This is a genomic window from Caballeronia pedi, from assembly GCF_001544915.2.
GTDB lineage: Bacteria > Pseudomonadota > Gammaproteobacteria > Burkholderiales > Burkholderiaceae > Caballeronia > Caballeronia pedi.
The window spans coordinates 34,473-59,078 of the sequence record NZ_FCOE02000034.1; the positions used below are offsets into that span (position 1 = coordinate 34,473).

The 24,606-nt window shown below is 63.0% G+C and carries 22 protein-coding genes; 15 read left to right on the plus strand and 7 right to left on the minus strand.

The genetic code is table 11. The features are described from left to right. Window positions 1–53: 53 nt before the first annotated feature. From AWB80_RS32855 to AWB80_RS32890, 8 genes are all read left to right on the plus strand, one after another. Window positions 54–986, plus strand: coding sequence for an AraC family transcriptional regulator (locus AWB80_RS32855; RefSeq protein ID WP_087131775.1), 933 nt, complete (start codon window positions 54–56; stop codon window positions 984–986). Between the two features lie 168 nt (window positions 987–1,154). After that, window positions 1,155–2,162: a ketopantoate reductase family protein gene (locus AWB80_RS32860; RefSeq protein ID WP_061178843.1), complete on the plus strand. Its 1,008-nt coding sequence runs from the start codon at window positions 1,155–1,157 to the stop codon at window positions 2,160–2,162. Continuing rightward, complete coding sequence (locus tag AWB80_RS32865) at window positions 2,159–3,307, plus strand: CaiB/BaiF CoA transferase family protein (RefSeq protein ID WP_061178844.1); 1,149 nt, start codon at window positions 2,159–2,161, stop codon at window positions 3,305–3,307. The genes AWB80_RS32860 and AWB80_RS32865 overlap by 4 nt, the downstream gene beginning before the upstream one ends. A gap of 30 nt (window positions 3,308–3,337) precedes the next feature. Next, window positions 3,338–3,811 (plus strand): hotdog family protein, encoded by a 474-nt coding sequence (locus AWB80_RS32870; RefSeq protein ID WP_061178845.1) that lies wholly within the window; start codon window positions 3,338–3,340, stop codon window positions 3,809–3,811. Window positions 3,812–3,904: 93 nt separating this feature from the next. After that, complete coding sequence (locus AWB80_RS32875) at window positions 3,905–5,122, plus strand: porin (protein WP_061178846.1); 1,218 nt, start codon at window positions 3,905–3,907, stop codon at window positions 5,120–5,122. Window positions 5,123–5,148: 26 nt separating this feature from the next. Next, the gene (locus AWB80_RS32880; RefSeq protein WP_061178847.1) at window positions 5,149–6,390 is read left to right on the plus strand and encodes a cytochrome P450; all 1,242 of its coding nucleotides are present in this window, start codon (window positions 5,149–5,151) and stop codon (window positions 6,388–6,390) included. 117 nt (window positions 6,391–6,507) lie between these two features. After that, the gene (locus AWB80_RS32885) at window positions 6,508–7,266 is read left to right on the plus strand and encodes a glucose 1-dehydrogenase (protein WP_061178848.1); all 759 of its coding nucleotides are present in this window, start codon (window positions 6,508–6,510) and stop codon (window positions 7,264–7,266) included. An 8-nt stretch (window positions 7,267–7,274) separates the two neighbouring features. Beyond that, window positions 7,275–7,922, plus strand: coding sequence for a hypothetical protein (locus AWB80_RS32890; protein ID WP_061178849.1), 648 nt, complete (start codon window positions 7,275–7,277; stop codon window positions 7,920–7,922). Between the two features lie 301 nt (window positions 7,923–8,223). Here AWB80_RS32890 and AWB80_RS32900 read toward each other — a convergent pair whose 3' ends face one another. Further along, on the minus strand, window positions 8,224–8,487 hold the full coding sequence (locus AWB80_RS32900) for a hypothetical protein (protein ID WP_061178851.1): 264 nt from the start codon (window positions 8,485–8,487) through the stop codon (window positions 8,224–8,226). A 335-nt stretch (window positions 8,488–8,822) separates the two neighbouring features. Here AWB80_RS32900 and AWB80_RS32905 point away from each other — a divergent pair, with 335 nt between their 5' ends. From AWB80_RS32905 to AWB80_RS32930, 7 genes are all read left to right on the plus strand, one after another. Then, a complete protein-coding gene (locus AWB80_RS32905; RefSeq protein WP_061178852.1) occupies window positions 8,823–9,401 on the plus strand; it encodes a hypothetical protein in 579 nt (192 codons plus the stop codon). Between the two features lie 313 nt (window positions 9,402–9,714). Beyond that, window positions 9,715–9,822 (plus strand): potassium ABC transporter ATPase, encoded by a 108-nt coding sequence (locus AWB80_RS44670; RefSeq protein ID WP_208635721.1) that lies wholly within the window; start codon window positions 9,715–9,717, stop codon window positions 9,820–9,822. Further along, window positions 9,819–9,914: a K(+)-transporting ATPase subunit F gene (kdpF, locus tag AWB80_RS32910; protein WP_061138515.1), complete on the plus strand. Its 96-nt coding sequence runs from the start codon at window positions 9,819–9,821 to the stop codon at window positions 9,912–9,914. Before AWB80_RS44670 ends, kdpF begins: the two co-directional genes overlap by 4 nt. Beyond that, window positions 9,911–11,719, plus strand: a complete 1,809-nt coding sequence (kdpA, locus tag AWB80_RS32915) for a potassium-transporting ATPase subunit KdpA (RefSeq protein WP_061178853.1) — start codon at window positions 9,911–9,913, stop codon at window positions 11,717–11,719. Before kdpF ends, kdpA begins: the two co-directional genes overlap by 4 nt. Window positions 11,720–11,805: 86 nt before the next feature. Further along, the gene (kdpB, locus tag AWB80_RS32920) at window positions 11,806–13,863 is read left to right on the plus strand and encodes a potassium-transporting ATPase subunit KdpB (RefSeq protein WP_061178880.1); all 2,058 of its coding nucleotides are present in this window, start codon (window positions 11,806–11,808) and stop codon (window positions 13,861–13,863) included. Window positions 13,864–13,903: 40 nt separating this feature from the next. Next, the gene (kdpC, locus tag AWB80_RS32925) at window positions 13,904–14,479 is read left to right on the plus strand and encodes a potassium-transporting ATPase subunit KdpC (RefSeq protein WP_061178854.1); all 576 of its coding nucleotides are present in this window, start codon (window positions 13,904–13,906) and stop codon (window positions 14,477–14,479) included. A 34-nt stretch (window positions 14,480–14,513) separates the two neighbouring features. Then, window positions 14,514–17,321 carry a DUF4118 domain-containing protein gene (locus tag AWB80_RS32930; protein ID WP_061178855.1) on the plus strand — a complete coding sequence of 936 codons (2,808 nt, stop codon included), beginning with the start codon at window positions 14,514–14,516 and terminating at the stop codon, window positions 17,319–17,321. A gap of 33 nt (window positions 17,322–17,354) precedes the next feature. Here the strand turns inward: AWB80_RS32930 and AWB80_RS32935 are convergent, their stop codons facing one another. The 6 genes from AWB80_RS32935 to AWB80_RS32960 form a co-directional block, all read right to left on the minus strand. Continuing rightward, entirely contained in the window at window positions 17,355–17,849 is a 495-nt protein-coding gene (locus AWB80_RS32935; RefSeq protein WP_061178856.1) for a prolyl-tRNA synthetase associated domain-containing protein, read from the minus strand. A 71-nt stretch (window positions 17,850–17,920) separates the two neighbouring features. Beyond that, window positions 17,921–19,333 (minus strand): aspartate ammonia-lyase, encoded by a 1,413-nt coding sequence (locus tag AWB80_RS32940; RefSeq protein ID WP_061178857.1) that lies wholly within the window; start codon window positions 19,331–19,333, stop codon window positions 17,921–17,923. Beyond that, complete coding sequence (locus AWB80_RS32945; protein WP_087131785.1) at window positions 19,326–20,309, minus strand: LysR family transcriptional regulator; 984 nt, start codon at window positions 20,307–20,309, stop codon at window positions 19,326–19,328. The genes AWB80_RS32940 and AWB80_RS32945 overlap by 8 nt, the downstream gene beginning before the upstream one ends. Window positions 20,310–20,378: 69 nt before the next feature. Continuing rightward, complete coding sequence (locus tag AWB80_RS32950; protein ID WP_087131777.1) at window positions 20,379–21,743, minus strand: MFS transporter; 1,365 nt, start codon at window positions 21,741–21,743, stop codon at window positions 20,379–20,381. A gap of 157 nt (window positions 21,744–21,900) precedes the next feature. Continuing rightward, a complete protein-coding gene (locus AWB80_RS32955) occupies window positions 21,901–22,962 on the minus strand; it encodes a type II asparaginase (protein WP_279628680.1) in 1,062 nt (353 codons plus the stop codon). 224 nt (window positions 22,963–23,186) lie between these two features. Beyond that, window positions 23,187–24,314 (minus strand): porin, encoded by a 1,128-nt coding sequence (locus tag AWB80_RS32960; RefSeq protein ID WP_061178860.1) that lies wholly within the window; start codon window positions 24,312–24,314, stop codon window positions 23,187–23,189. Between the last annotated feature and the right edge of the window lie 292 nt (window positions 24,315–24,606).

Below are 24,606 nucleotides of genomic sequence, written 5' to 3' on the forward strand. Positions count from 1 at the left end.
CAATGAGTTAATCTATAAGAGTCCGTCTACGAAAATTTATCGATCGTCTCAATATGGACATCCTGACCGATATCATCCGACTCATGCGGCCCCGGGCGATCAGCTGGCGGACGGTCGAGGCGCAGGGCCGCTGGGGCATGAGCGTGCCGTGCCGGGACATTCCGGTGTTCTGCCTCGTCGTGACGGGGCAATGCTGGTACGTGCCGCGCCACGGCCAGCCGCTGCTGATGCGCCAGGGCGACTACCTCCTCATGCGCGCGACGGCCCGCTACTGTCTCGTCAGCGACCCCGATGCGAGCGCCACGCTGCACGCGATGGAAGACGGCGTCGCAGCCGATGCGTACGTTCGCTGGGACGAGGGCGCAGGCGGCGACAAGGTCCGTCTCGTCGGCGGGTACTTCGAAATCGGCCCGGAACACACGGCGCTCTTCTCGGGCATGCTGCCGGATTTTCTGTACATCCGTTCGTCGGACGAAGAGGCGGGTCGGCTGTCGAGGCTGATTGCGCTGATCGGCGAGGAGTCGAGCATCGATCTGCCGGGACGCGATCTCGTCATGAGCCGGCTCGTCGAAATCATGCTGGTAGAAGTGTGGCGGCGTCCGCTGACCCGGATCGACTCGCGCGAGGCCGGCTGGTTCAGCGGCATGGCCGATCCGCACATCCATCTCGCGCTGCAGAAAATGCACGCGGACGTCGCGCATCACTGGACCGTCGACGGGCTCGCGAAGGACGTCGGCATGTCGCGTGCCGCGTTCGCGCGGCGCTTTGCGGAACGCGTCGGCGTCGCGCCCGCCACGTATCTGTCGAACTGGCGCATTGCGCTCGCCAAGGATGCGCTGCTCAACAGCGAACGTTCGCTCACCGACATCGCTCTGTCCATCGGCTATTACTCGGACAGTGCATTCAGCACGGCATTCAGCCGCGTGGTCGGCGTCGCGCCCGCGGCGTTCCGGCGCGCGCGACAAGGCGAGCAGACTGCCCGATAGCCCGTCGATATTCCGCTTTCGCAGCTATACGCCGATCTGCTTGAATCATCGTTTTTTAGTATTTCCCCTCGTGCCTGTGTGGCCCGTATCTTGTGCTCATCGTATGCGCCTGCCATCGCATCTTCCATGCAGCGGGCGCGACTCATCAGCCATGCAAGAGAGCGGACCATGCAGAGGATATGCATTTTCGGAGGCGGGGCGATCGGCGGCTATCTGGCGGCGCATCTGGCGCGCGCCGGGCGCTGCGAGGTGAGCGTCGTCGCGCGGGGCAGGACGCTCGACGCCATCCGCCGCCACGGACTGAGCGTGAAGACCGCCAGCGAAGCGTTCACGGTGCCCGTGCGCGCGACCTCGGACACGCGCGAACTCGGCGAACAGGATTACGTGTTCATCACGCTCAAGGCGCATCAGGTCGATGGCGCGCTCGGGCAGATCGCGCCGCTGATCGGCCCGCACACTACCGTGCTGCCGCCGACCACCGGTATTCCGTACTACTTCTTTCATGCGCTGCCCGGACGTTTCGGCGGCACGCAGTTGCCTTCCCTCGACCGTGACGCACGCCAGTGGCGTGTCATGCCGCCGCAGCAGGTGCTCGGCTGCGTCTACTGGATCGGCGCACATGCGAGCGCGCCGGGCGTGATCGTGCAGGACGGCGCGAAAGCGGGCTGTCCGATCGGCGAGCTCGACGGCAGCGACTCCGGGCGCGTGCGCGCGCTGAGCGAATTGTTGTGCGCGAGCGGCATCGACGCGAAGGTGAACAAGGACATCCGTTCGGCGATCTGGGTCAAGTTCGTCAACAGCCTCTCGTTCAATCCCGTCGCGCTGCTCACGCAGGGCGCGCTCGGCGAGATGGCCGAGGCCGGCGGCGTGCTGGCCGTCGTCAAGGCGATGATGTCGGAAGCGGATGCCATCGCCACGCGACTGGGGCTTGCGATCGGTCCGTCGCCCGACAGGCGCATCGCGCTGACGGTGAGCGCGTCGCATCACAGGATGTCGATGCTGCAGGATCTCGAAGCAGGCCGTCCGCTCGAACTCGACCCGCTCGTGCACTCGATCCGCGCACTGCGCGATCTCACGGACGTGGCCACCCCCACCCTCGACATGGTGCTCGCGATGGCGCAACTGCGCGCCGTCACGGCGACGCACGCCCACACGAAACAGGAGCAACACGCATGACGAACCCATCCACCACGGCACCGACGCATGACGACGACGCCTTCAGGCGGCCTCTCGCCGGCGTGAAGGTCGTCGAAGCGTGCAGCTACATCTCCGGTCCGTTCTGCGCGCAGATGCTCGCCGATCTGGGCGCGGACGTCATCAAGGTCGAGCCGCCGTCGGGCGATCCGTACCGGAACTTCGGTCATGGCTGGAAGGGCGTGGGCACCGTCTGGACCAATGCGAATCGCGGCAAGCGCAGCGTCACGCTCGATCTCAAGTCCGCCGACGATCTCGCCCGATTCAAGGTGCTGCTGCGTGATGCCGATCTCTATATCGAGAACTGGCGTCCGCATGTGTCGGCGTCGCTCGGGCTGAGCTTCGAGGCGGTGAGCGCGCTGAATCCGCGCATCGTCCAGCTTTCGATCACCGGTTACGGGCCGGACGGCGAACTCGCCGCGGAACCCGCTTTCGATGCGCTGATCCAGGGCCGCACTGGCCTGCTCAGCTACGAGGCGGCAGGCGGCACGCCGCGCGCCACCAATACGTTCGTGGCGGACAAGGTCGCCGCGATCTTCGCCGCGCAGATGGCGCTGTCCGGACTGATCGCGCGGGACCGGGCGCAGAAGGCGATCCATCTGGAGACGTCGATGCTCGACATGCTGTCCTACTACAACTTTCCGGACATGTTCCACAACCGCGCGTTCGTCGACGACGCCTCGCCCGAAACGCTCGCGCCGCAACCGGTGCTCGCGACGAGCGACGGTCATCTGGTGGTGTCGCCGGTGTCGGGCAAGCAGTTGAGCCGGACGCTCGATGCGCTCGGGCATCCGGAATGGAAGGATGAACTGAAGAAGATCACCAGCAAGCGCGACATGACGCACGCGTTCTTCGAGCGCATCGCGGGGCCGCTCAGACAGAAGACGACGGCGCACTGGCTCGCGCGCTTTCGTGAACTCGACGTGCCCGCTGGTCCCGTCAACGCGCCCGACGCGCATCTGAACGACCCGCAGGTGTTGCACAACCGGCTTTACTCGCAACTCGAAACGCCCACCGGCACGGTGCGGGCGATCCGCTATCCGGCGCGCTTCAACGGACATCTGTTCGAACCCCGCCGGGCCGCGCCCGCGCTCGGCGAAGGCAATGCCGACCTGCTCGGTTCGTGAACCGTCGACACGGAGATTCAAGTGCCCATCATGCTGAGCGGCGTCGAAGGCATCCGTGCCTGTCTGGGATTCCACCTCGGTCACAGCGACTGGCTGGAGGTCGATCGGGTCACGATCGAGCGCTTCGAATCACTGACCGATGAACTCTCGCGGAGCCACATCGGCGAGGACATCGTGCCTTGCGGCGTCATGGTCGCCCTGCTGATTCCGATGCTCGAGGAGATCTACGTGCTCGAGGACACGCTGAATGTGGCGCTGCACAGGATCGAGCAACTGCAGTTCGTTGCGCCCGCGCCGACGGGCTCGGGTCTGCGCGTCGGCGCGACGGTCAGGGCCGTTCAGCCGGTGGGCGACCACTGGCATCTGAATCTCGAATGCGCGATGGAATGCGATGCCCTGGCGCAACCCGTGTTGCGCGCGAACGTGACGTATCGGTTCCGATCCGCTTCCGTGGCGGGCATGCCGCATCTGTCCTTGTGCAGGCCCGACCTGAGCTGCCGATGAGGAGATCGCAGCCGAATCGCATAACCGGGCAATCAGTTTATTAAGCAGGATACCAAAGTAAATAGTCTAAAAATATGAGACATGGAGACAGAGATGAAATACTGGAGATGGCCGTCCGCGGCGGCGGTGTTGTTGGTGTCAGCGCATGCATCGGCGCAAAGCAATGTGCTGATTTACGGCATCATCGATTACGGGCTGAACTTCGTCAACAATGCGCAGACCGCCGCACCGGGCGGGCGCACGGGCAGCCATCAGTACGCGATGAGCAGCAGCATCATGCAGGGCAACCGGCTCGGATTCCGCGGCACTGAAGACCTCGGCGGAGGCTATCAGGCGATCTTCGTGCTGGAGAACGGCTTCGATATCGGCACGGGCTCGCTGGCGCAAGGCGGTAACCTGTTCGGCCGGCAGGCCTATGTCGGGCTCGCGTCGCCCTACGGCACGGTGACGATCGGCCGCCAGTACGACTCGGCCGTGGATTACATCGGGCCGCTCACCGGCGCGGTCGGCAACGGCACCTACGCGCTGCATGGCAACGACATCAACAACTTCGGCAACACGTATCGCGTGAACAACGCCGTCAAGTTCACCAGCAACACGTACAACGGATTCAAGTTCGGCGGGCTGTACAGCTTTGGCGGCGTGGCGGGTTCGTTCGGCACCAACAGCATCTATTCCGCCGGAGCGTCCTATTCGAACGGTCCCTGGTCCGCCGCCGTGGCGTACCTGCGCGCCCGCGACCCGAACCGCTCGTTCTTCGGCAACAACCCCAACAGTTCCGCCACGGCCAACAATCTCGGCGCGACGAGCGGCGTGCAGACCAATCCGGTCTACGGCGCGTTTGCATCGGCGGCGTATTACCAGGTCATGGGCGCGGCGTTGCAGTACTCGGTGCAGAGCCTCATCGTCGGCTTCGATTACTCGCACATCACCTTCGGCGATCTGAACTCGCCTTCATCGGGCAATCTCGCGCTGACCAATCCGCGTGGCTATACCGGCAACGCTGCGTTCAACAGCTACAACCTGTTCGCGCGCTACGCCATCACGCCGTTCCTGTGGCTCAACGGCTCCTACGACTATCTCGTGGGCGGCGCGATCGACGGCAAGGAGAGCGCGAAGTACCACATGTTCAATGCATCGGTGGACTACTTCCTCTCGAAGCGGACCGATGTCTACTTCATGGCGAACTACCAGATCGCGTCCGGCGTGGATTCGACCGGACAGCCCGCGGTCGCGTCCTATCTCACGATCACGCCGTCCAATACGCCGCATCAGGTCGTATTGCGAGTCGGCATGCGGCACCGCTTCTAGCTTCTCAAACCAACAGCGAGGAAGGAATGAATACGTCCGAGACCACTGCCACATGCCCGTTCGCCACGGAACGCTTCCCGTGGCCGCGAGACGGCGCCGCGCCGCTCGTGCCACCGCGTCAATATGCGCAACTGCGCGAGCAGGCGCCCGTCGTACAAGTCAGTCTGTGGGACGGCAGTCTCGCCTGGCTCGTGACCGACATGGCGCATTTTCGCGAAGTCATGACGAGCCCGCACTTCAGCGCATCGCCGCTGACGCCCGGCTTTCCGTTCGTCTCGCCGTCGCGCGCCGCGCAGTCGAAGTCCTATCAGACCTTCATCACGATGGACCCGCCCGAGCACGGCCAGTATCGTCGCACGTTGACGAAGGAGTTCATGGCCAAGCGCATGCAGGAGCTGCGCCCGCTGGTTCAACGATCGCTCGACCAGCTTCTCGACGACATGGAGCGCACGGGCGCGCAGGCCGATTTCATCGGCGCTGTCGCGCTGCCGCTTCCGTCGCTGGTTATTTCGATCATGCTCGGCGTGCCCTATGAGGACCACGACAAGCTGCAGAAATGGAGCGGCGACCGCATGGATCTTTCGATCGCGCCCGAAGCCTTGACGCAGTCGGCGAAGCACATGAGTCAGTACATCGACGCGCTGCTGCTGGAAAAGGAACGCGATCCGGGCGACGGCAGCGACTTGCTGAGCCGCATGGCGATCGAATGGATCAATCCCGGCAAGGTGTCGCATGCGGATGCCGTGCAGATGGCGACCTTGTTCTATCTCGCCGGCCACGAGACGACCGCGAACCAGATCGGCCTCGGCCTGCTCAGTCTGTTTCAGCATCCGGAGCAGCGTGCGGCGCTGATGGCGGACGCGTCGCTGGTGAAGGGCGCGGTGGAGGAAATGCTGCGCTTTCATTCGATCACGCACATGAACTCCAATCGGGTCGCAACGGAAGATGTCGTGATCGGCGGTCAACTGATTCGCAAGGGCGAGGGCGTGCTGGCGCTCCTGCATGGCGCGAATCACGACCCGGTGGCGTTCCCCGAGCCCGAGCGCTTCGATATCCGCCGCGATACGAAGGATCAGTCGCACGTCGCGTTTTCGTTCGGCATTCACCAATGTCTCGGCCAGCCGCTTGCGCGCCTCGAACTTCAGGTGCTGTTCGAAACGCTCTTCAAACGCTTTCCGAAACTGCAGCTCGCCGTATCCGAGGACGAATTGCGCTACAAGGACAAGTCGTTCGTCTACGGCCTGAAGGCGCTGCCCGTTCGCTGGTAACCGGAGAAGGCGATGAACAGGCGTTCATGGATGAAAGGCTGGTCCGCAAACATCGATGTCCTGATCGCGTTGTGCGCCAGTCTTGCGATGACGGCTTAGCAACAACGGAGGAAACACATGGATCGAAATCTGGTCGGGAAAGTGGCGCTGGTGACCGGTGGCGCATCGGGCATCGGCCGCGCGACGGCGATCGAATTCGCGCGCAGGGGCGCGGCCGTCGTCGTAGCGGACGCCGACGCCACGGGTGGCAAGGAAACCGTTTCGTATATCGAAACGAACTGTGACGCGAGGGCGATGTTCGTCGGCGTGGATGTGACTGACGCGGTATCGGTCGAGGCGATGATTCGCTCGACGGTCGAGCATTTCGGCGCGCTCGACATGGCGTTCAACAACGCAGGCGTGCCCGATCGCGCCGCGAGCCTTCACGTATCGACGCAGGAGAACTGGGACCGCGTGATGTCGGTGAACCTGGAGGGCGTCTGGCATTGCATGAAGGCCGAACTCGATCAGATGCTGCTCGCCGGGAAGGGGGCGATCGTCAACAACGCGTCGCGTTCCGGGCTGGTCGGCGTGCCCTCCGACGGCGTGTACGGCGCGGCGAAGCACGGTGTCGTGGGACTCACGAAGGCTGCGGCGATCGAGTTTGCGGGCAAGGGCGTTCGCATCAACGCCGTGTGCCCGGGACTCGTGGAGACGGCGCTCACCCGCGCCCGCTTCGGCGATGAACTGGCGGCGCGCGCGAAGCTCGCCAATCCGCTCGGACGGATGGCGCAGGCCGAGGAAATCGCGAGCGCCGTCGTGTGGCTGTGTTCCGACGCGGCGTCGTTCGTGGTCGGTGTAGCGCTGCCCGTCGACGGCGGCGCGACGGCGCGCTGAACAGGCACATGAACACGCAAAACGACCGTGCCATCCTGTGCGCGACGCTCAGCGTGCACGAGTGCGATAAGGAGAACTTCGTCGCCTGGCACACGCATGAGCATCTGCCGGAGCGCATGGCGATTCCCGGATTCGTGCGCGGCCGACGCTTCGTCCGTACAGACGCGGATTGCCATTTCTTGATTCTTTACGATGTAGACAGCCTGTCGGTGCTTTCACATCCCTGCTATCTGGCGCGTCTGAACCATCCGACCGACTGGACTCGCGCGACGCTTCCGACGTTTCGCGACGGCCGGCGCTCGGCGTATCGCGTGCTCGCGAAAGCGGGAGGAACGCGAGGGTCGTACGTCATGTCGATCAGCGCCAGGCCCGACAGTCTCCAGGAAATCAACGTCGGCTTGCTCGACGACTGGTGCGGACATCCCGGAATCGCCAATATCGCGTTCGCCGAACCCGATCGCGCCGCTTCGTCGCATGTCACCGAGGAAAGCCGTCGAAGCGGAAACCGCTACGCCGAAGAATCGATTCTGTTGGTGGAGGGGATGTCCGAACGCAGTCTGCGAGAGTTTGCCTCGACCGAATGCAGCCGCTTTGGTTTCGACGCGAAGGAAACCGAACGACTATATCGTCTGCAAGCGAGCGTCGGAAGGGACTGATTCGTTACCGCGCTTTCGCACAGTTTTGAACCGAAGATTTATGCCCGCTACTACATGTGACAGGATCCGGACAGAGGCGGCCCGAGCAGCCAACGAAGAGGACGCCTCGTTGTGGCGCTGGTTTTCCGCCTTCTATCAGGACGGGAGAATTCGCTGGTGCAGATCATCCGACGGCTGGCTCGTCAGCGTCGATCATCAACATCTCGCGACGGAGTCTGATTTCGATGTCGCCATCCGGATGTCGAAGGAGCGGTATTCGAACCCCAGATCGAAATAGGCGATACGGGCCTCACGGCGCCGCTCAGTCGTCGAACTCGCCCGCTTCCAGAGCTTCGGCGAAATCGGTGAGCCAGGTGCCGAAGTGATCGGTGTCGTAGGTCGCCCGCTTGCCGTTCGTGACCCGCATGACCGAGACCTGCCGGACCGTCCCGTTTCTGGCGCCCGCGGAAACCTCGTCATTGTCCGCGATCTCGAAATCGCGCGGGTCGAGTCCCCGGTTGGCGAGTATGGCTTTGACGTCTTCCTGCTCGTCCCAGGAAAACTCGGAGAGTTTGTGAGTTGTCATGCGGTCTCCTCTGCGCTGTGAGCGAAAAGCATCCCTGCGATGCGTAATGATACGTTCGTCGCACGCGCTGGTTTGCCGTTTTTTTATCGGACCGGCGGCCTCGCATGAGGGTGCGTTTGGTACGTGAACGGGCCGTCGGGCATATTGGCGGCGGCAACGTGAACTGGCCGGAAAGCGATTCTCGGTCGCGGACCGAGGGGCTGCACACCTATTCCGCTGACGATACGAAAACGGATGCTGCCCGATTGTCATCGGGTGCCGTGGTAGCAATCGTGTCCTAGAATTTCAGAAGCCGGTTGCCGGACATTCGCGCTAACCAATCGAGAAGGACGGAGATGGACGAAAATCCTGTCGATGCTGCCGCGCTGCTGGGTGCAGCTCTGGCGGTCGTGCTGGCTGTGCTGATCGCCGAAGGCCCCTTCGATTACATGAACGCGGCGGTCGCCGTTACGGTCCTGGCGATTCTGTACGCTTATCAGTGGAATAGACCGCGGGCGAGATGGGAACTCAGTCTTGCCCTGAGTTGCACGATCGGCATCGTGGCGACTCTTCTGGTGGGATTAGTCGGCGAGATCATCGAAAGCAGAAGCGGATTTAATCTGGAAGGGCACATCGAATGCCATGCGGATGGCGATAATCCGGCGCATTACAAGTGTGCAATGGTGTCGAATCTCGCAACCTGGGTTACGCCTTGCTCATGGGTCATCATCACGGTAGCGCTTTTCGCGATAGATAGGGGCAGGCAAAAGCAGCGACGGACACCGGTTGACCAACTCGATCGCGACGATGGCCCGTCGGCGCGCACAGACGGCGGCGCTGCCGCGAAAGAACCTCCGCTCGAACCGGGAAAGTCCCCGTCCCAAACTGGCCAAGGCCATCGAGCGAAGGAAGGAAGCGCAAAGAGGAAGCACTAAAGTGAGTTGCCGCGCGCCAATCGTGAAGAGCGCCTTTGACTTCGCAATTTCCGGAGCGGCGACTCGTCACAAGTAATCAGTCTGCGCATGCCTATTTGTCACGCGACGCGCTTTGTGGACAACAACCCTTTGAAGTGAACTCCCCGCTGATCCAGCCAGATAGCCTGTCGATGTCGCGCCCGCCGGCGTCGTTCCGGTCAGTCCGGATCGTTTACAGATTTTTTATACCTTCCCCAAATCTCTTCGTAAGTCCTTTACGCCCGTTCTCCTATTCTCCACGCTGTCCTGAACCGCACTTGGGGAGAACATCAAAATGGACTTCGTTTATCTCGCCGGCATCGTCCTCTTCTGGGGACTCTGCCTGGCGCTCACGCACGGCTGCGAAAAGCTGAGCCGTCGCGCGACGGGAGGCCGTCCATGAGCGCCTGGATGATGTGGCTGGCGGCGGCCTCCACGCTGCTGCTGTTCGTGTACCTCGTGTACGCGCTGTTGCGTGCGGAGGATCTCGAATGAACACCAATACGTTCATGCAGACGGCGATCTTCATCGTCGTTCTCATCGCGCTCGCGATTCCGCTCGGGCGTTACATCGCCAATGTGCTCGACGGCTCGTCCGTCATCGTGCGCAAGATCGGCCGCCCGTTCGAAAACCTTCTGTATCGCGTCGCCGGCGTCGATCCCGAAGCCGAGATGTCGTGGAAGCATTACGCGATCGCCGTCATGTTGTTCAATGCGCTCGGCGCGCTGGTGCTCTACGCGATCCTGCGCCTGCAGGGCATGCTGCCGGCCAATCCGCAAGGCATGGCCGGCATGACGCCCGATGCCGCGTTCAACACCGCCATCAGCTTCGTGACCAACACGAACTGGCAGGACTACGGCGGCGAAAGCACGCTCGGCTATCTCGCGCAGATGCTGGGCCTCACCGTGCAGAATTTCGTCTCGGCGGCGACCGGCATCGCGGTGGTGATCGCGCTGATCCGGGGCTTCAAACGTCACACGGCGCAGACGATCGGCAATTTCTGGGTCGATCTGACGCGCACGACACTCTACATTCTCGCGCCGCTCGCGGTGATTTTCGCGCTGGTGTTCGTGAGCCAGGGCGCGATCCAGAACTTCAAGGCCTACGAGGACGTCCCGACGCTCCAGGTCACGACATATCAGGCGCCGAAGACGGACGCGCAAGGCAATGCCGTGAAGGACGAGAAGGGCAATCCGGTGATGCAGGACGCGAAGGCCGACAAGCAGACGCTGCCGATGGGCCCGGTCGCATCCCAGGAAGCGATCAAGATGCTCGGCACCAACGGCGGCGGCTTCTTCAACGCCAACTCCGCGCATCCGTTCGAAAACCCGACGCCGCTCTCGAACTTCATGCAGATGCTCGCCATGCTGATCATCCCGGCGTCGTTGTGCGTGGTGTTCGGGCGCACGGTAGGCGACAAGCGGCAGGGCTATGCGGTGCTTGCCGCCATGACCATCGCTTTTGCCGTCGCGTGCTGGGGCGAAATCTCGTCGGAGCAGGCCGGCAATCCGCTTTATGCGTCGCTCAAGGTCGACACCGCCGCGTCCGCGCTGCAAGCCGGCGGCAACATGGAAGGCAAGGAAACACGCTTCGGCATCGCGCAGTCGGGCATCTTCACGGTCGCGACCACGGCGGCCTCCTGCGGCGCGGTCGCCAATACGCACGATTCGCTGACGCCGCTCGGCGGCCTCGTGCCGATGCTGCTCATCCAGTTGGGCGAGGTGATCTTCGGCGGCGTCGGCTCGGGTCTGTACGGCATGCTCGCGTTCGCACTGCTCGCGGTCTTCGTGGCGGGCCTGATGATCGGCCGCACGCCGGAATACGTGGGCAAGAAGATCGAGTCGTTCGAGATGAAGATGGTGTCCATCGTGATTCTGCTCACGCCGCTGCTCGTGCTCGTGGGCACGTCGATCGCCGTGCTGACGGCATCGGGCACGGCAGGCATCGCGAATCCCGGCGCGCATGGCTTCTCCGAAGTGCTCTACGCGTTCAGTTCCGCCGCCAACAACAACGGCAGCGCGTTCGGAGGGCTTTCGGTGAACACGCCGTTCTACAACTCGATGCTCGGCATCGCGATGTGGTTCGGCCGCTTCGGCTCGCTCATCCCGATCCTCGCCATCGCGGGCTCGCTCGCGGCCAAGAAGCGCCTTGCCGTGACTGCCGGAACCTTGCCCACGCATGGCCCGCTGTTCGTGGTGCTCCTGCTCGGCACGCTGCTTCTGGTCGGCGCGCTGACCTATATTCCCGCGCTCGCGCTGGGCCCCATCGTCGAGCACGTCACGATGGTCACGGGCCATTGATTTTCGAGGACAGCATGAATCAACTCAATCAAACGCCGATGCACCGTCCCGAGAATCTGGGGCAGGCGCGCACGGCCGCGCGCTCGATGTTCGACCCGACGCTGCTCAAGCCAGCGATCGTCGATTCGTTCCGGAAGCTCGCGCCGCGCACGCAGTTGCGCAATCCCGTGATGTTCTGCGTGTATATCGGCAGCATCCTGACGACGGTGCTGTGGATCGCAGCGCTGGCGGGCCAGGCGGAAGCGCCGGCCGGCTTCATCCTCGCGATCGCGCTGTGGCTGTGGTTCACGGTGCTGTTCGCGAACTTCGCGGAGGCGCTCGCCGAAGGGCGCTCGAAGGCGCAGGCCGCGTCGTTGCGCAGCGCCAAGCACAACGTGATGGCCAAGAAGCTCAACGAGCCGCATCCGAAATCGCCGATCCGCATCACGACCTCGACCGATCTCGTGAAGAACGACGTCGTGCTGGTCGAAGCAGGCGACGTGATTCCCGCCGACGGCGAAGTGATCGAAGGCGTGGCGTCCGTCGATGAATCAGCGATCACCGGCGAATCCGCGCCGGTGATCCGCGAGTCGGGCGGCGATTTTTCGTCGGTGACCGGCGGCACGCGCGTGCTGTCGGACTGGATCGTGGTGCGCGTGACGGTCAATCCGGGCGAGGCGTTTCTCGATCGCATGATCGCGATGGTGGAAGGCGCGAAGCGTCAGAAGACGCCGAACGAAATCGCGCTGACGATTCTGCTCGTCGCGCTGACGCTCGTGCTGCTGTTCGCCACCGCCACGCTGCTGCCGTTCTCGATGTTCTCCGTCGAAGCGGCCAAGCAGGGCCACGTCGTGACCATCACCGCGCTCGTCGCGCTGCTCGTGTGTCTGATTCCGACCACCATCGGCGGGCTGCTTTCCGCCATCGGCGTGGCGGGCATGAGCCGCATGATGCAGGCGAACGTGATCGCGACCTCGGGGCGCGCGGTCGAAGCGGCGGGCGACGTCGACGTGCTGCTGCTCGACAAGACCGGCACCATCACGCTCGGCAATCGTCAGGCTTCGTCATTCACGGTGGCGCCGGGCGTGCAGGAACGCGAGCTCGCGGACGCCGCGCAACTCGCCTCGCTCGCCGATGAAACGCCGGAAGGACGCAGCATCGTCGTGCTGGCCAAGCAGCGTTTCAATATCCGCGAGCGCGACATGGCGACGCTCCATGCGACCTTCCTCGCGTTCAGCGCGCAGACACGCATGAGCGGCGTGGATCTGCCCGATCGCGAGATCCGCAAGGGTTCGGCCGACGCCCTGAAGCGCTATATCGACGAGCGCGGCGCGCGCTTCCCGCAGGAACTGCAGAGCGCGGTCGACGACGTCGCGCGCCGTGGCAGCACGCCGCTCGTCGTCGCGGAAACGGCGGGTGGCACGACGCGCGCGCTCGGCGTGATCGAGTTGAAGGACATCGTGAAGGGCGGCATCAAGGAGCGTTTCGCCGAGTTGCGCAAGATGGGTATCAAGACGGTGATGGTCACAGGCGATAACCGCCTGACCGCCGCCGCCATCGCCGCCGAAGCGGGCGTCGATGACTTCCTCGCCGAAGCGACGCCGGAAGCGAAGCTCTCGACGATTCGCGCGCATCAGGCCGAAGGGCGTCTGGTCGCGATGACCGGCGACGGCACCAACGACGCGCCCGCGCTCGCGCAGGCCGACGTCGCGGTCGCGATGAACACGGGCACGCAGGCCGCGAAGGAAGCGGGCAACATGGTCGATCTCGACTCGAACCCGACCAAGCTGATCGAGATCGTCGAGATCGGCAAGCAGATGTTGATGACGCGCGGCTCGCTGACGACGTTTTCGATCGCCAACGATGTGGCCAAGTATTTCGCGATCATCCCGGCCGCGTTCGCGACGACGTATCCGCAATTGCGCGTGCTGGACGTGATGCATCTCGCGTCGCCCGCGTCGGCGATTCTGTCGGCGGTGATCTTCAACGCGCTGATCATCGTGTTCCTGATCCCGCTCGCGTTGAAGGGCGTGAAGTATCGCGCGCTGGGTGCTGCTTCATTGTTGCGAAGGAACCTGCTGATCTACGGTCTGGGGGGCATCCTGCTGCCGTTCCCTTTCATCAAACTGATCGACATGGTCATCACGGCGCTCGGCTGGAGTTGATCCGCCGTTTGCAGGTATATTGAATCAAGGAATCGACATCATGAAAAACGTTCTTCGCCCGGCCCTGGTGCTGTTCGTCGCGCTGACGGTGGTGACCGGGCTGATCTATCCCGCGGTCGTCACCGCGATCGGTCAGGCGGCGTTCAGTCATCAGGCCAATGGCAGCATGATCGAGCGCGACGGCAAAACCGTCGGCTCGGAAATCATCGGCCAGCAGTTCGACGCGCCGCAGTATTTCTGGGGCCGCCTCTCTGCCACGACGCCGAATCCGTACAACGCGGGCAGCTCCAGCGGCTCGAATCTCGGGCCGACCAACCCCGCGCTCGCGGATGAGATCAAGGGGCGCATCGACGCGCTGCACGCGGCCGACCCGGACAACCAGATGGCGCTGCCGGTCGATCTGGTGACATCATCGGGCAGCGGGCTCGATCCCGAGATCAGCCCCGCCGCCGCGGCGTATCAGGTCACGCGCGTCGCGAAGGCGCGCGGCATGACGGTCGAGCAGGTGCAGGCGCTCGTCGCGCAGGCAACCGCGGGACGCCAGTTCGGCGTGCTCGGCGAGCCGCGCGTCAACGTACTCAAGCTCAACCTCGCACTGGATGCGGGCAAGGGCTGAAACGCAGAACCATGGACCACCACGAGCAAGAGCAATGACCCGCCCCGATCCCGATGAACTGCTCGACAAGCTCCAGCGAGATGAGGAGAAGCTTCAGCGCGGCCGCCTGAAAGTGTTTTTCGGGGCGTCGGCGGGCGTCGGCAAAACGTTCGCGATGTTGCAGGCCGCGCGGCGGCGGCGCGACGAGGGCGTGGACGTGGTCGTCGGCGTGGTCGAAACGCATGGCCGCAAGGAGACGATCGCACTGCTCGACGGGCTGGAGACGCTGCCGGCGGCGCGCATCGAATATCGCGGGCGGTTGCTTGCGGAGTTCGATCTGGATGCCGCGCTCACGCGCAAGCCCCAGCTCGTTCTGGTCGATGAACTCGCGCATTCGAACGTGCAGGGCTCGCGCCACATGAAGCGCTGGCAGGACGTCCAGGAACTGCTCGACGCGGGCATCGACGTGTACACGACCGTCAATGTGCAGCATCTGGAGAGTCTGAACGATATCGTTGGGCGCATCACCGGCATTCGCGTATGGGAGACCGTGCCGGACCGCGTCTTCGATCTCGCCGATGAAGTCACGCTCGTCGATCTGCCGCCCGAGGAATTGCTCGACCGTTTGCGCGACGGCAAGGTCTATCTGCCGACGCAGGCCGAGAACGCAGTGCGCAATTTCTTCCGCAAGGGCAATCTGATCGCGCTGCGTGAACTCGCGTTGCGCCGCACCGCCGATCGTGTCGATGCGCAGATGCGCGAATATCGCGCCGATCAGTCGATCGAGCGCATCTGGCGCGCCCGCGAGCGCCTGATCGCATGCGTCGGGCCGGGTCCGGAGAGCGCGGCGCTGGTGCGCGCCGCCGCGCGGCTGGCGGCGGCATTGAAGGCGGACTGGCTCGCGGTCTATGTCGAGACGCCGAAGCTTCAGCGCCTCTCCGACGATCAGCGCCGCCGCACGCTGGAGGCGCTCAAGCTCGCCTCCGAACTCGGCGCGGAAACCGTCACGCTGGACGGCGCGGACGCCGCCGCGACGCTCATCGACTACGCGCGCATGCGCAACGTGTCGAAGCTGGTGGCCAGCGCATCGTCCGCGCAAGGATGGCAGCGCTATTTCGACCGGCCGGTCAGCGAGCGCATCATCCGTCAGGCAGCGGATATCGACGTGACGCTCGTGTCGACTGGCGCGCGCGACGGGCAGCCGCGCCCGGCGCTCACCTTCGGCGCGCTTCGGGAGGGCATGCGCTCGCCGCCTCGCGCCTACGCGTTCGCGCTCGCAATCGGCGCGGGCATCACGCTCATCGCCAGCGCGCTTGCCGCGCAACGCTTCGCCGTCACGAACCTCGTGATGCTCTATCTGCTCGGCGTGATCTTCGCCGCCGTGCGGCTCGGGCGTGGACCGGGCGTGATGCTGTCGTTTCTGTCGGTCGCTGCGTTCGATTACTTCTTCGTCGCCCCGGTGATGTCGTTCTCGGTCGGCGACACGCAGTATCTGCTCACCTTCGCGGTCATGCTGCTCACCTCGCTGACGATCAGCCATCTCACTTCGAGCCTGCGGCGCGAAGCGCGGATCGCTTCGCAGCGCGAGCGCCGCACAGGCGCGATGTACGCGATGACCAAGGAACTCGCCGCCGCGCTGATGACCGAGCAGATCATCGAGATCGGCACCCGGCACATCGCCGAGGTTTTCCAGGCGAGGGCCGCCATCCTGTTGCCGGACAGCGGCGAGAAAGTACAGCAGAAGGTGACCGAAGTGAGCCCCGGGACGACACTCGACAGAACCGAACTCGACCTCGATATCGCGCAATGGGTTTATGACCAGCAAAAGCCCGCGGGGCGCAGCACCGACACGCTGCCTGCGGCGCAAGCGCTCTATCTGCCGCTCAAGGCGCCGATGCGCACGCGCGGCGTGCTCGCGTTCGCGTCGCAGCGGCCCTCCGATCTCGCCGTCCCCGAGCAACGGCGCATGATCGAAACCTTCGCGGCGCAAATCGCGCTCGCGCTGGAGCGCGTGCATTACGTCGAGATCGCGCAGGATGCGCTCGTCAACATGGAATCAGAGCGGATGCGCAATGCGCTGCTCTCGGCCATCTCGCACGATCTGCGCACGCCGCTGACGTCCATCGTCGGCTTCGCGTCGATTCTGGACGAGCAGGTCAGTGTCGGCGAACAAGGCTCGGCGCGTTCGCAAGAGCTCGTGCATGCGATTCACGACGAAGCGCTGCGCATGAGCGGGCTCGTCACGAATCTGCTCGACATGGCGCGACTGCAGGCGGGCGCGATCCGTCTCAACCGGCAATGGTCGATGCTGGAGGAAACCGTGGGAGCGGCGCTCGCCGGCCTCAGGCGCACGCTGGCGGGCCGCCGCGTGCAGACGCGCATCCCCGCGGACTTGCCTCTGCTGCAACTCGATGCCGTCCTGATGGACCGGCTGTTCGCCAATCTGCTGGAGAACGCCGCGAAATACACGCCGCAGGGCACGGACATCGATATCTCCGCGCGCGTGGAGCAGGATGCCGCGAAGCGCGTCGTGCGCGTGCGAGTCGACGATCGCGGCCCGGGCATTCAGGCCGGCATGCAGAAGCGTCTGTTCGAGAAGTTCACGCGCGGTGAGAAGGAGTCGGCGCAGTCCGGCGTCGGGCTTGGGCTCGCGATATGCCGCGCCATCGTGGAAGCGCACGGCGGCGAGATCGGCGCGGAGAATCGTATGGAAAACGGCAGCGTCGTGGGAGCGAGCTTCTGGTTCACGCTGCCGGCCGAGGGTACGCCGCCGTCCGTGGAGATGTCGGCTGATGAAGAGGCCGCGTTGGATGACGACATCAGCGGCCGTCGAACCGGGAAAGCCAACGAGACGAAATCGTGATCGACACCGAAGCAAGCGTGAGTTTCATGCGTGCTACCTGCCGGCGAGTTCCTTCCACTCGGCGCGATGACCGATGCCAGTCAGGAAGGCTTCCAATGCGTGCGGCGACAAGGCGATGCTCGCATTGTTCTCGAGCGGGTGGAAGAGAAGAGTCGATTCACGAATCAGCTCCGTGTCGAGAACCAGGCGAACACGTCCGGCCGTATCGTTGACCAGCGCCAGCGGGCTCAGGGAACCCGTGCGGATTCCCAACAACTCGAAAAGCTTGTCGGAGGACGCGAAGGACAGCCGCTTGCAGCCGAGCGCTTGCGCTATCGCGGTCAGGTCGAGTGCCTTCACGGCCGTTGTCACGATCAGGAAGTAGTGCTCCTTCCTGTCCTGGAGCAACAGGTTTTTGCTGCGCGTGCCTTCCAGCGAAAGCGTCAGTTTCCCCGATTCGGCCATGTTCAGCACCGGGCCGTGCTCCTCACACGAGAATGGAATCTCCCATTCGTCGAGGCGTTTCAGTAGTTCGTGTTTCCCGAGCATGCTGTCGTTCGATTCTCTCTACGAGCGGGCCGACGAGCGGCCCGCCTGGGTGAACCGCGCCATTCGCGCGGTCAGGCTTCGAACACAGGATACGAGGCCTTGCGAATCGCCGCCATCGTGGCATCCGACGAGAGCAATCCAGACTCGTCGAGAATGGTCACGAGAGAGCGGCCTTCCGCAACGGATTGACGTGCAAGTTTGCTGACACGCGCGTACCCGATCTTCGGGACCAACGCCGTTGCCACCGCCATCGACTCGATCAGATGCTTCTCGTTGCGCTCGACGTCCGCCTGAATGCCTTTCACACATTTCCCGGCGAACCGGCGGATGCCATTCGTAAGCAGGGCGATGCTGTCGAACACGCGCGACGCGACCACGGGTTCGAAATGATTGATTTCCAGTTCGCCATACTGCACGGCCTGCGCAACGGCGACGTCGTTTCCGACGACCGCGAAGCTCAACTGAATCATGGCCATCGGCAGAACGGGATTCACCTTGCCCGGCATGATCGATGAACCGGCCTGTGCCTCCGGCAGCTTCAGTTCGCCCAGGCCGCCGACGGGCCCGGACGACAGGACCGTCAAGTCGGACGCGATTTTTGCGAGTGAGACGGCCGTGGTCCGCAGTTCGGCCGAAACGCGGGAAAACACGTCCATGTTCTGCATCGCATCGAACGAGTTCTTCGGCGCCTGATACGCCACGCCGGTGATGCTGCCAAGGTGCGCGTAGACGGCGGCACGGTAACCCGCCGGAGCACCGAAGCCGGTTCCGATAGCGGTGCCGCCCAACGGAAGTGTGCGGAGCTTGTCGCGAATCACGGCAAGTTCTTCCGCCAGACGCTCGGTCAGCGATGCGTAGCCTCCGAACAACTGGCCCAGGCGCATCGGCTGGCCGTCCTGCAGGCAGGTGCGTCCGAGGTGAAGAACATCCGCGAATTCGATGGCCTTGCCATCGAAGAGAGCGGCGAGTTGAGAGACTTCCTCGATCAGCGGTCCGAGCATCGCATGGGTTGCGATCTTCAACGCTGCGGGATAAGCGTCGTTCGTCGACTGAGAGGCGTTCACGTGATCGTTGGGATGGACGATCTCATAGCTTCCCGCCGCGTGCCCCATGATCTGCTGGGCGCGGTTGGCAATGACTTCGTTGAAGTTCATATTGGTCGAAGTCCCGCCCGACCCTTCCATGAGGTCGACCACGAGCGAGGCGTCGCAATGTCCCGCGATGACATCCCTGCACGCCTGTACGATCGCCTCACATTGCGCTTTGCTGATCACGTCGTTATCGAGGTTGGCCAGGGCGGCGGCCCACTTGACCTGCGCGAACCCATCCCGGAACGCCGGATAGTGAGCAACGCCGATTGGCGACACCGTGAGGTTCTCGACACCGCGGACGGTGTTGACACCATAGAGCTTGTCGCCCGGAATGCCGACTTCGCCAACGTAGTCGCGTTCGATTCGCTGCTCGCCCTGAGTAAGCTCATTCATGATTGATCCTTTCGCCAACGGTAATAAGTGTCTCTATGTTCCCGCCGAGCGCTTTCAGTCTCGGCAAGAATGATGTTTCGATGACATCGCGTGCCGTATCGCACGCGTCATCGAAGAAAGCGTTGTATTCATCTCGTCGCGCCACCAGATAAAGCGAACGCTCCAGCCCCATCTTCTCGACGACGTGCGTGGTCACGCGTCCGGCATGCGTCACTGCCTGGAGAAGGCACATGGGGGATGTGATCGCCCATCCGATTCCTTCCGCAACCATCGACGTCAGGGCATCGGCGTTGTCGAGTTCGAGACGGTTCGGGGCGCGTACCTCGATACGCCGCAAGTACCGCTCGATCTGCAGTCCCACCTGAGAGGTCCGGTTGAATCTCACGATGGGCAAGCTGTTTGCCAGAGCGCGCAGATCCTCCAGCGTCCTGACTGGCTTTCTCAGATCCTTGGGTGTCACGACGAAGTAGCGCTCCGAGAAGAGCCGATACCGGACCACGTCATTCGCATCGATCAATGGGTCGCTCGTGACGATCAGGTCCAGGTCGCGACGCAGAAGCGCCTCGCCCTGCTGGGGACTCAATCCGGTACGTATCGACAACTGCGACACCTTGCTCAACAGGTTTTTCGTAAAGATCGACCCGCAGGTGGAAGCGAACGAATCGACCAGCCCGATACGTAAATCGGGTTTGATACCTTGTCCTGCTTCGACCACTTGCGCCTTCAGATTTGCAATTTCCTCGCTCAGCACGGCGCCACGGTTGCGAAGCGCGATGCCGAACGGCGTCAATGCGAGCGGCCGGGTCGTACGGTTCACCAGCACGACGCCCAGCTCGTCTTCGAGTTGCCGAATGATCTGCGATACCCCTGATTGGGAGATGCCCATTCTGGTTGCTGCCGCGGACATGCTTCCTTCTTCCGCGACGGCGACGAAGACCTGTACTGCGTGCATATCGATCGGCTTGTTGGGCGACATGACTCGTTTCCTTGCATTGAGCATCCACTTATCGTCACGCGCCTGATTGCCGGCATCCAGATGGACAAGTCAGATCCGCGTCGCTTCATGATGCTGCGCTTGCTGAGACGGCTCTTCGGCGGCGCTATCGGATTGAACGTCAGAGAGATTCTCGGTGCCGGTTTCGGGCGCCATCACGTGGCAGAACACGCCACCGAACAGCAGCACCGCGACGCAAACGCCCAGCGCCGAGTGAATGCCGACATGTTGAACCGCTATCGGCAGCAGGAACGTGCTGATGGCGGAGCCGAAGCGACTCGATGCAACAGCCAGGCCCACGCCGGATGCTCGCAAATGAGTGGGAAACAGCTCGGGCGGATAGACGAACTCGAGATTGGCCGCAGCCGAGAGAATGCAGGCGAAGACGCCGAACGCGAGCATCGTGCCGACGGGTCCGAAACTGGCGTAGGCGAGCACGGCCAGACCGAGCGCGGCAAGGTAGAAGGTCCCGATGAGAAAGGTACGGCGCGAGATCCTGTCGATCAGCAGCAGGCCGATGATGGCGCCCGCGAACAGCAGGACGTTGTAGACGAGGCCGCCAACGAACTTGTCTTTGACCTGCAGCGCCTCGAGCACCTTCGGCGCAAAGGTTCCCAATGCAAAGTAAGGGATGACCTGGCACGTGTAAAAGACGCATCCGACGAGCGTGTTCCTGCGCCAGCGAGGCGAGAACAGCTCCGACCACGCGCTTCGACGCTGCTGGGGCGAAGCGCCCGGCGTCGAGAGCATGACTTCGGGACCGAACTTGCGATGGACGATCGCCAGCGCTTCGTCGCCACGACCCCGTTTCATCAGCCACATCGGGGACTCGGGCACCACGAGACGGAACGGCAGAATCAGCAGGGCGGGAATGCCGCTCGCCGCAAGCATGATGCGCCAGGCGTCGGGGCCGATATCGCGCATCGCGAAGCCAGCGAGGTAGGCACCGACATATCCTGCCGCCCAGGCTGCTGCAAGCACGCTGAGCAGGCGTCCGCGATAGCGACGGGGCGAGTACTCGGTGACCAGAGACTTGCTGACGACGTAATCGGCGCCGAGGATGAGGCCAAGAACCAGGCGCAGAACGAGCAGTTGAGCGGGTGATGTGACGAAGTACTGCGCGGCTGAAACGATTGCAAAGAGCAGCATGTCGAATGCGAAAATCGTCCGGCGGCCGTATTTATCGGCGATGGGACCCGCGAACATGCTGCCGAAGAAAAGACCGGCCAGCGATGCCGCGCCGAGCAGGCCCATCCACAGCGCATCGAGATGCAGCGGTCCCGCTGCCATGCTGACGGCAATGCCGATGATGCCCAGCACGAAACCGTCGCTGAACTGGCCGCCCGTTCCGCTGAATGCGACGCCTACGTGGAATGGGCGAAGCGGTAGATCTTCGAGTAGTACCTGTTTGCTCACAATCGTCTCCTATCTCTCGTTCCTGGCGCCCAGTTCAAGTGAGCACCTTGAGAAACAGTCTATGTTGACGAATTCAAGAAAACAGCATGTCAAGCGGGAGTATCACGATTTCTAATACTACCTCGAAGCACGCCTGAACATGAGGTCGCGCTGAACATCAAAACCGATGGAACATGTCCTGCACGCGGGCGGGATTGCTGGTGATCGTAAGCGCAAGCATCAAGAGGATGCGAGCTTTCTGCGGATTGAGATTGTCTCCAAGAAGCCCGAGATAGGCCGGATCTTCGGGAACATAGCCGCTGCCGGTTCTCGAGGAACGGACGACGATCACGCCTTTGTCCACCGCCTTCTTGATGGACGGCAGCGCCAGAAGCGACTCGCTCCCGGCTCCCACACCCGCGACGACGATCCCGCGCGCGCCGTGAGCCACCGCTGCGTCGTACAGGTACCCGCCATCGTTCTGATGACCATAGACGATGTCGACTTCAGGAAGCGAGTCCAGCTTCGAAACATCGAACGGCGTTCGTGTCGTCTGAAGTTTCGTCACGGCGGTTTCGAAATGAGGCACCTGGTCGATCAGGGTTCCGATATAGCCATCGTCGGCGCTCTTGAAGGTATCGAGTGTGTTTGCGTTCGTTTTCGTCGTGTAGCGAGCTGAGCCGATACGGTCATTCAACACGACCATGACGCCGCGTCCGCGTGCATCCGGCGAGGCGGCCACGGTCACGGCCTGAAGGATATTGCCAGGCCCGTCCGCGCTGATCGCAGTCGATGGACGCATCGAGCCGGTCACGACTACGGGCTTATCGCTCTTGACAACGAGGTTGAGGAAGTACGCCGTTTCTTCGAGCGTATCGGTTCCGTGCGTGATCACGACGCCTGCAATGTCCGGCTGAGCAAGAAGTTGATTGACCCGTTTAGCCAGTCTCAGCAGGATTTCGTTGGTGATGTTCTCGCTTCCGACGTTGGATACCTGCTCTCCTGAAACCTCGGCCACTTTCCCAAGCGACGGAACGGATTTCAGGAGTGCATCTGCGGTGAGAACACCGGATGTGTATCCCGTTGTCTGCGTTTCACTGCTGGCGGTGCCGGCGATCGTGCCGCCCGTCGCCAATACCGCAACACGAGGCAAAGCCGCCTGTTGGTTCTGGCTCTGGCTCGGGACCTGAACTTGTGCGATTGCCGGACCGGTCGAAGCAAGACCGAGGGTCATGAGCATGCAGGCAAGGACTCGCTTTCTGCTTGGTAGGGCGCGTACGTCTCTCACAATGGACTCCGATTTCAGGGGTGAAGGGCTACCGGCGCATCGAACGATGCGCGGTCCGATGAGCGAAGTGTAGTAAGCCCGTACGCACGCCAAATTAGCCGGTCATCACCATTACGAAATCTGATACCGCCGTGCACATAACCTGAACGTCGCGATGAGCGTGCCGAATGTCCGCACTACCACCGATGCCTCATCCCGATCACCGCTGAGACTTGCGTCTTCGTCGTCGATGGCGACAACGTGTAGATCTGCGCATACGGCGCGTCCTTCGCCGCACGCTGATAGACGCCGACGAGGAACAGGTCCGTGCGCTTGCTGAGGAAATAGTTGGCGCCTGCATTCACCTGATGCCACGCGGGCGACGCGTCCTGCGGATGGTACTGGCCGGTCGTGTAGATGTACGCGGCGCCGAGCAGCAAGTCGGGCAACACATAGTCCGTCAGCGAGACTTCGAAGTTCTGCAAGGTCAGTCGCGATTCGTCCAGATAGTCGAAGCGCGCGTTGGTATAGAGGAACGACGCGCTCGCCGTTCCGAACGCGTATGCGCCGCCCGCACCGTACATCGTCTGTCTGCGCACGCCCGCGCCGGTCGACGGGTTGGTGATGAACGGCGACGTGAAACCATAATCGCCGACCACCGCGCCGTTCGGGTTGTTCGGATCGTTCGGCTCGTTGACGAGCAGGAACGCCACGCCCAGCGACAGCGGGCCGCGGCGATACTGCATCGCCGCGCTGTACGCGTTGTTGTCGGAAAAGCCGCCCGCGCGATTCGAGAAACCATACAGCGCTTGCGCCTGGAAGCCGCCATAGTCGATGGTCTTGTACTGCACCGCGTTGTTGATGCGGAAGGTATCGAACACGTTGTCGCTGTCGCCGATATGCGCGCCGTACGCCGCGAACTGGCACGCCGATTCGAACGCGCACAGCGTGACCGCCTCATCGTACTGACGCCCGAAGGTGATCGTGCCGAGCGTGTTCGACGACAGCCCGACGAACGCCTGCCGCCCGAACTCGCGTCCGCCCTGCGATAGCGTGCCATTGCCGATGTTGTAGCCGTTCTCCAGCGTGAAGATCGCCTTCACGCCGCCGCCGAGGTCTTCGGTGCCCTTCATGCCCCAGCGCGGCGTCTGCATCGGACCGCTCGCGAACTGCCAGGTCGAATGTCCCTGCTTGTCCGCGCCGCGCTGGTTGTTCGCATAGACGATGCCTGTCGAAACCAGTCCATAGAGCGTCACGCTGCTCTGGGCGAACGCGCTCTGGGCGCACAGCGCGCTTACGGCGATGACCAACAAACGTCGTTTCATGGCTTTCCTGTTGTATGAGTTTGAACGGAAACGTCCCGATCGATAAGGATGGCGAATCAATCCGTCTGAAAACCGGCGCGGGTGTCGGATGACGTCTTGCCCGATGTCCGCGGGCATCGGCACCGACAGATTCTTGCGGAACAAAAAACGCGCGGGATAGCACCGAATTTGGCCACCAGCGAGCGAATTTTTAGCGCGCGTGGGCCTGGCATCCGTACGCGTTGCGTGCGCCTTTTCAACGTGTTCGACTCACCGGGTATACCCACCTGCTCTAATTTCGGCATCACTCATC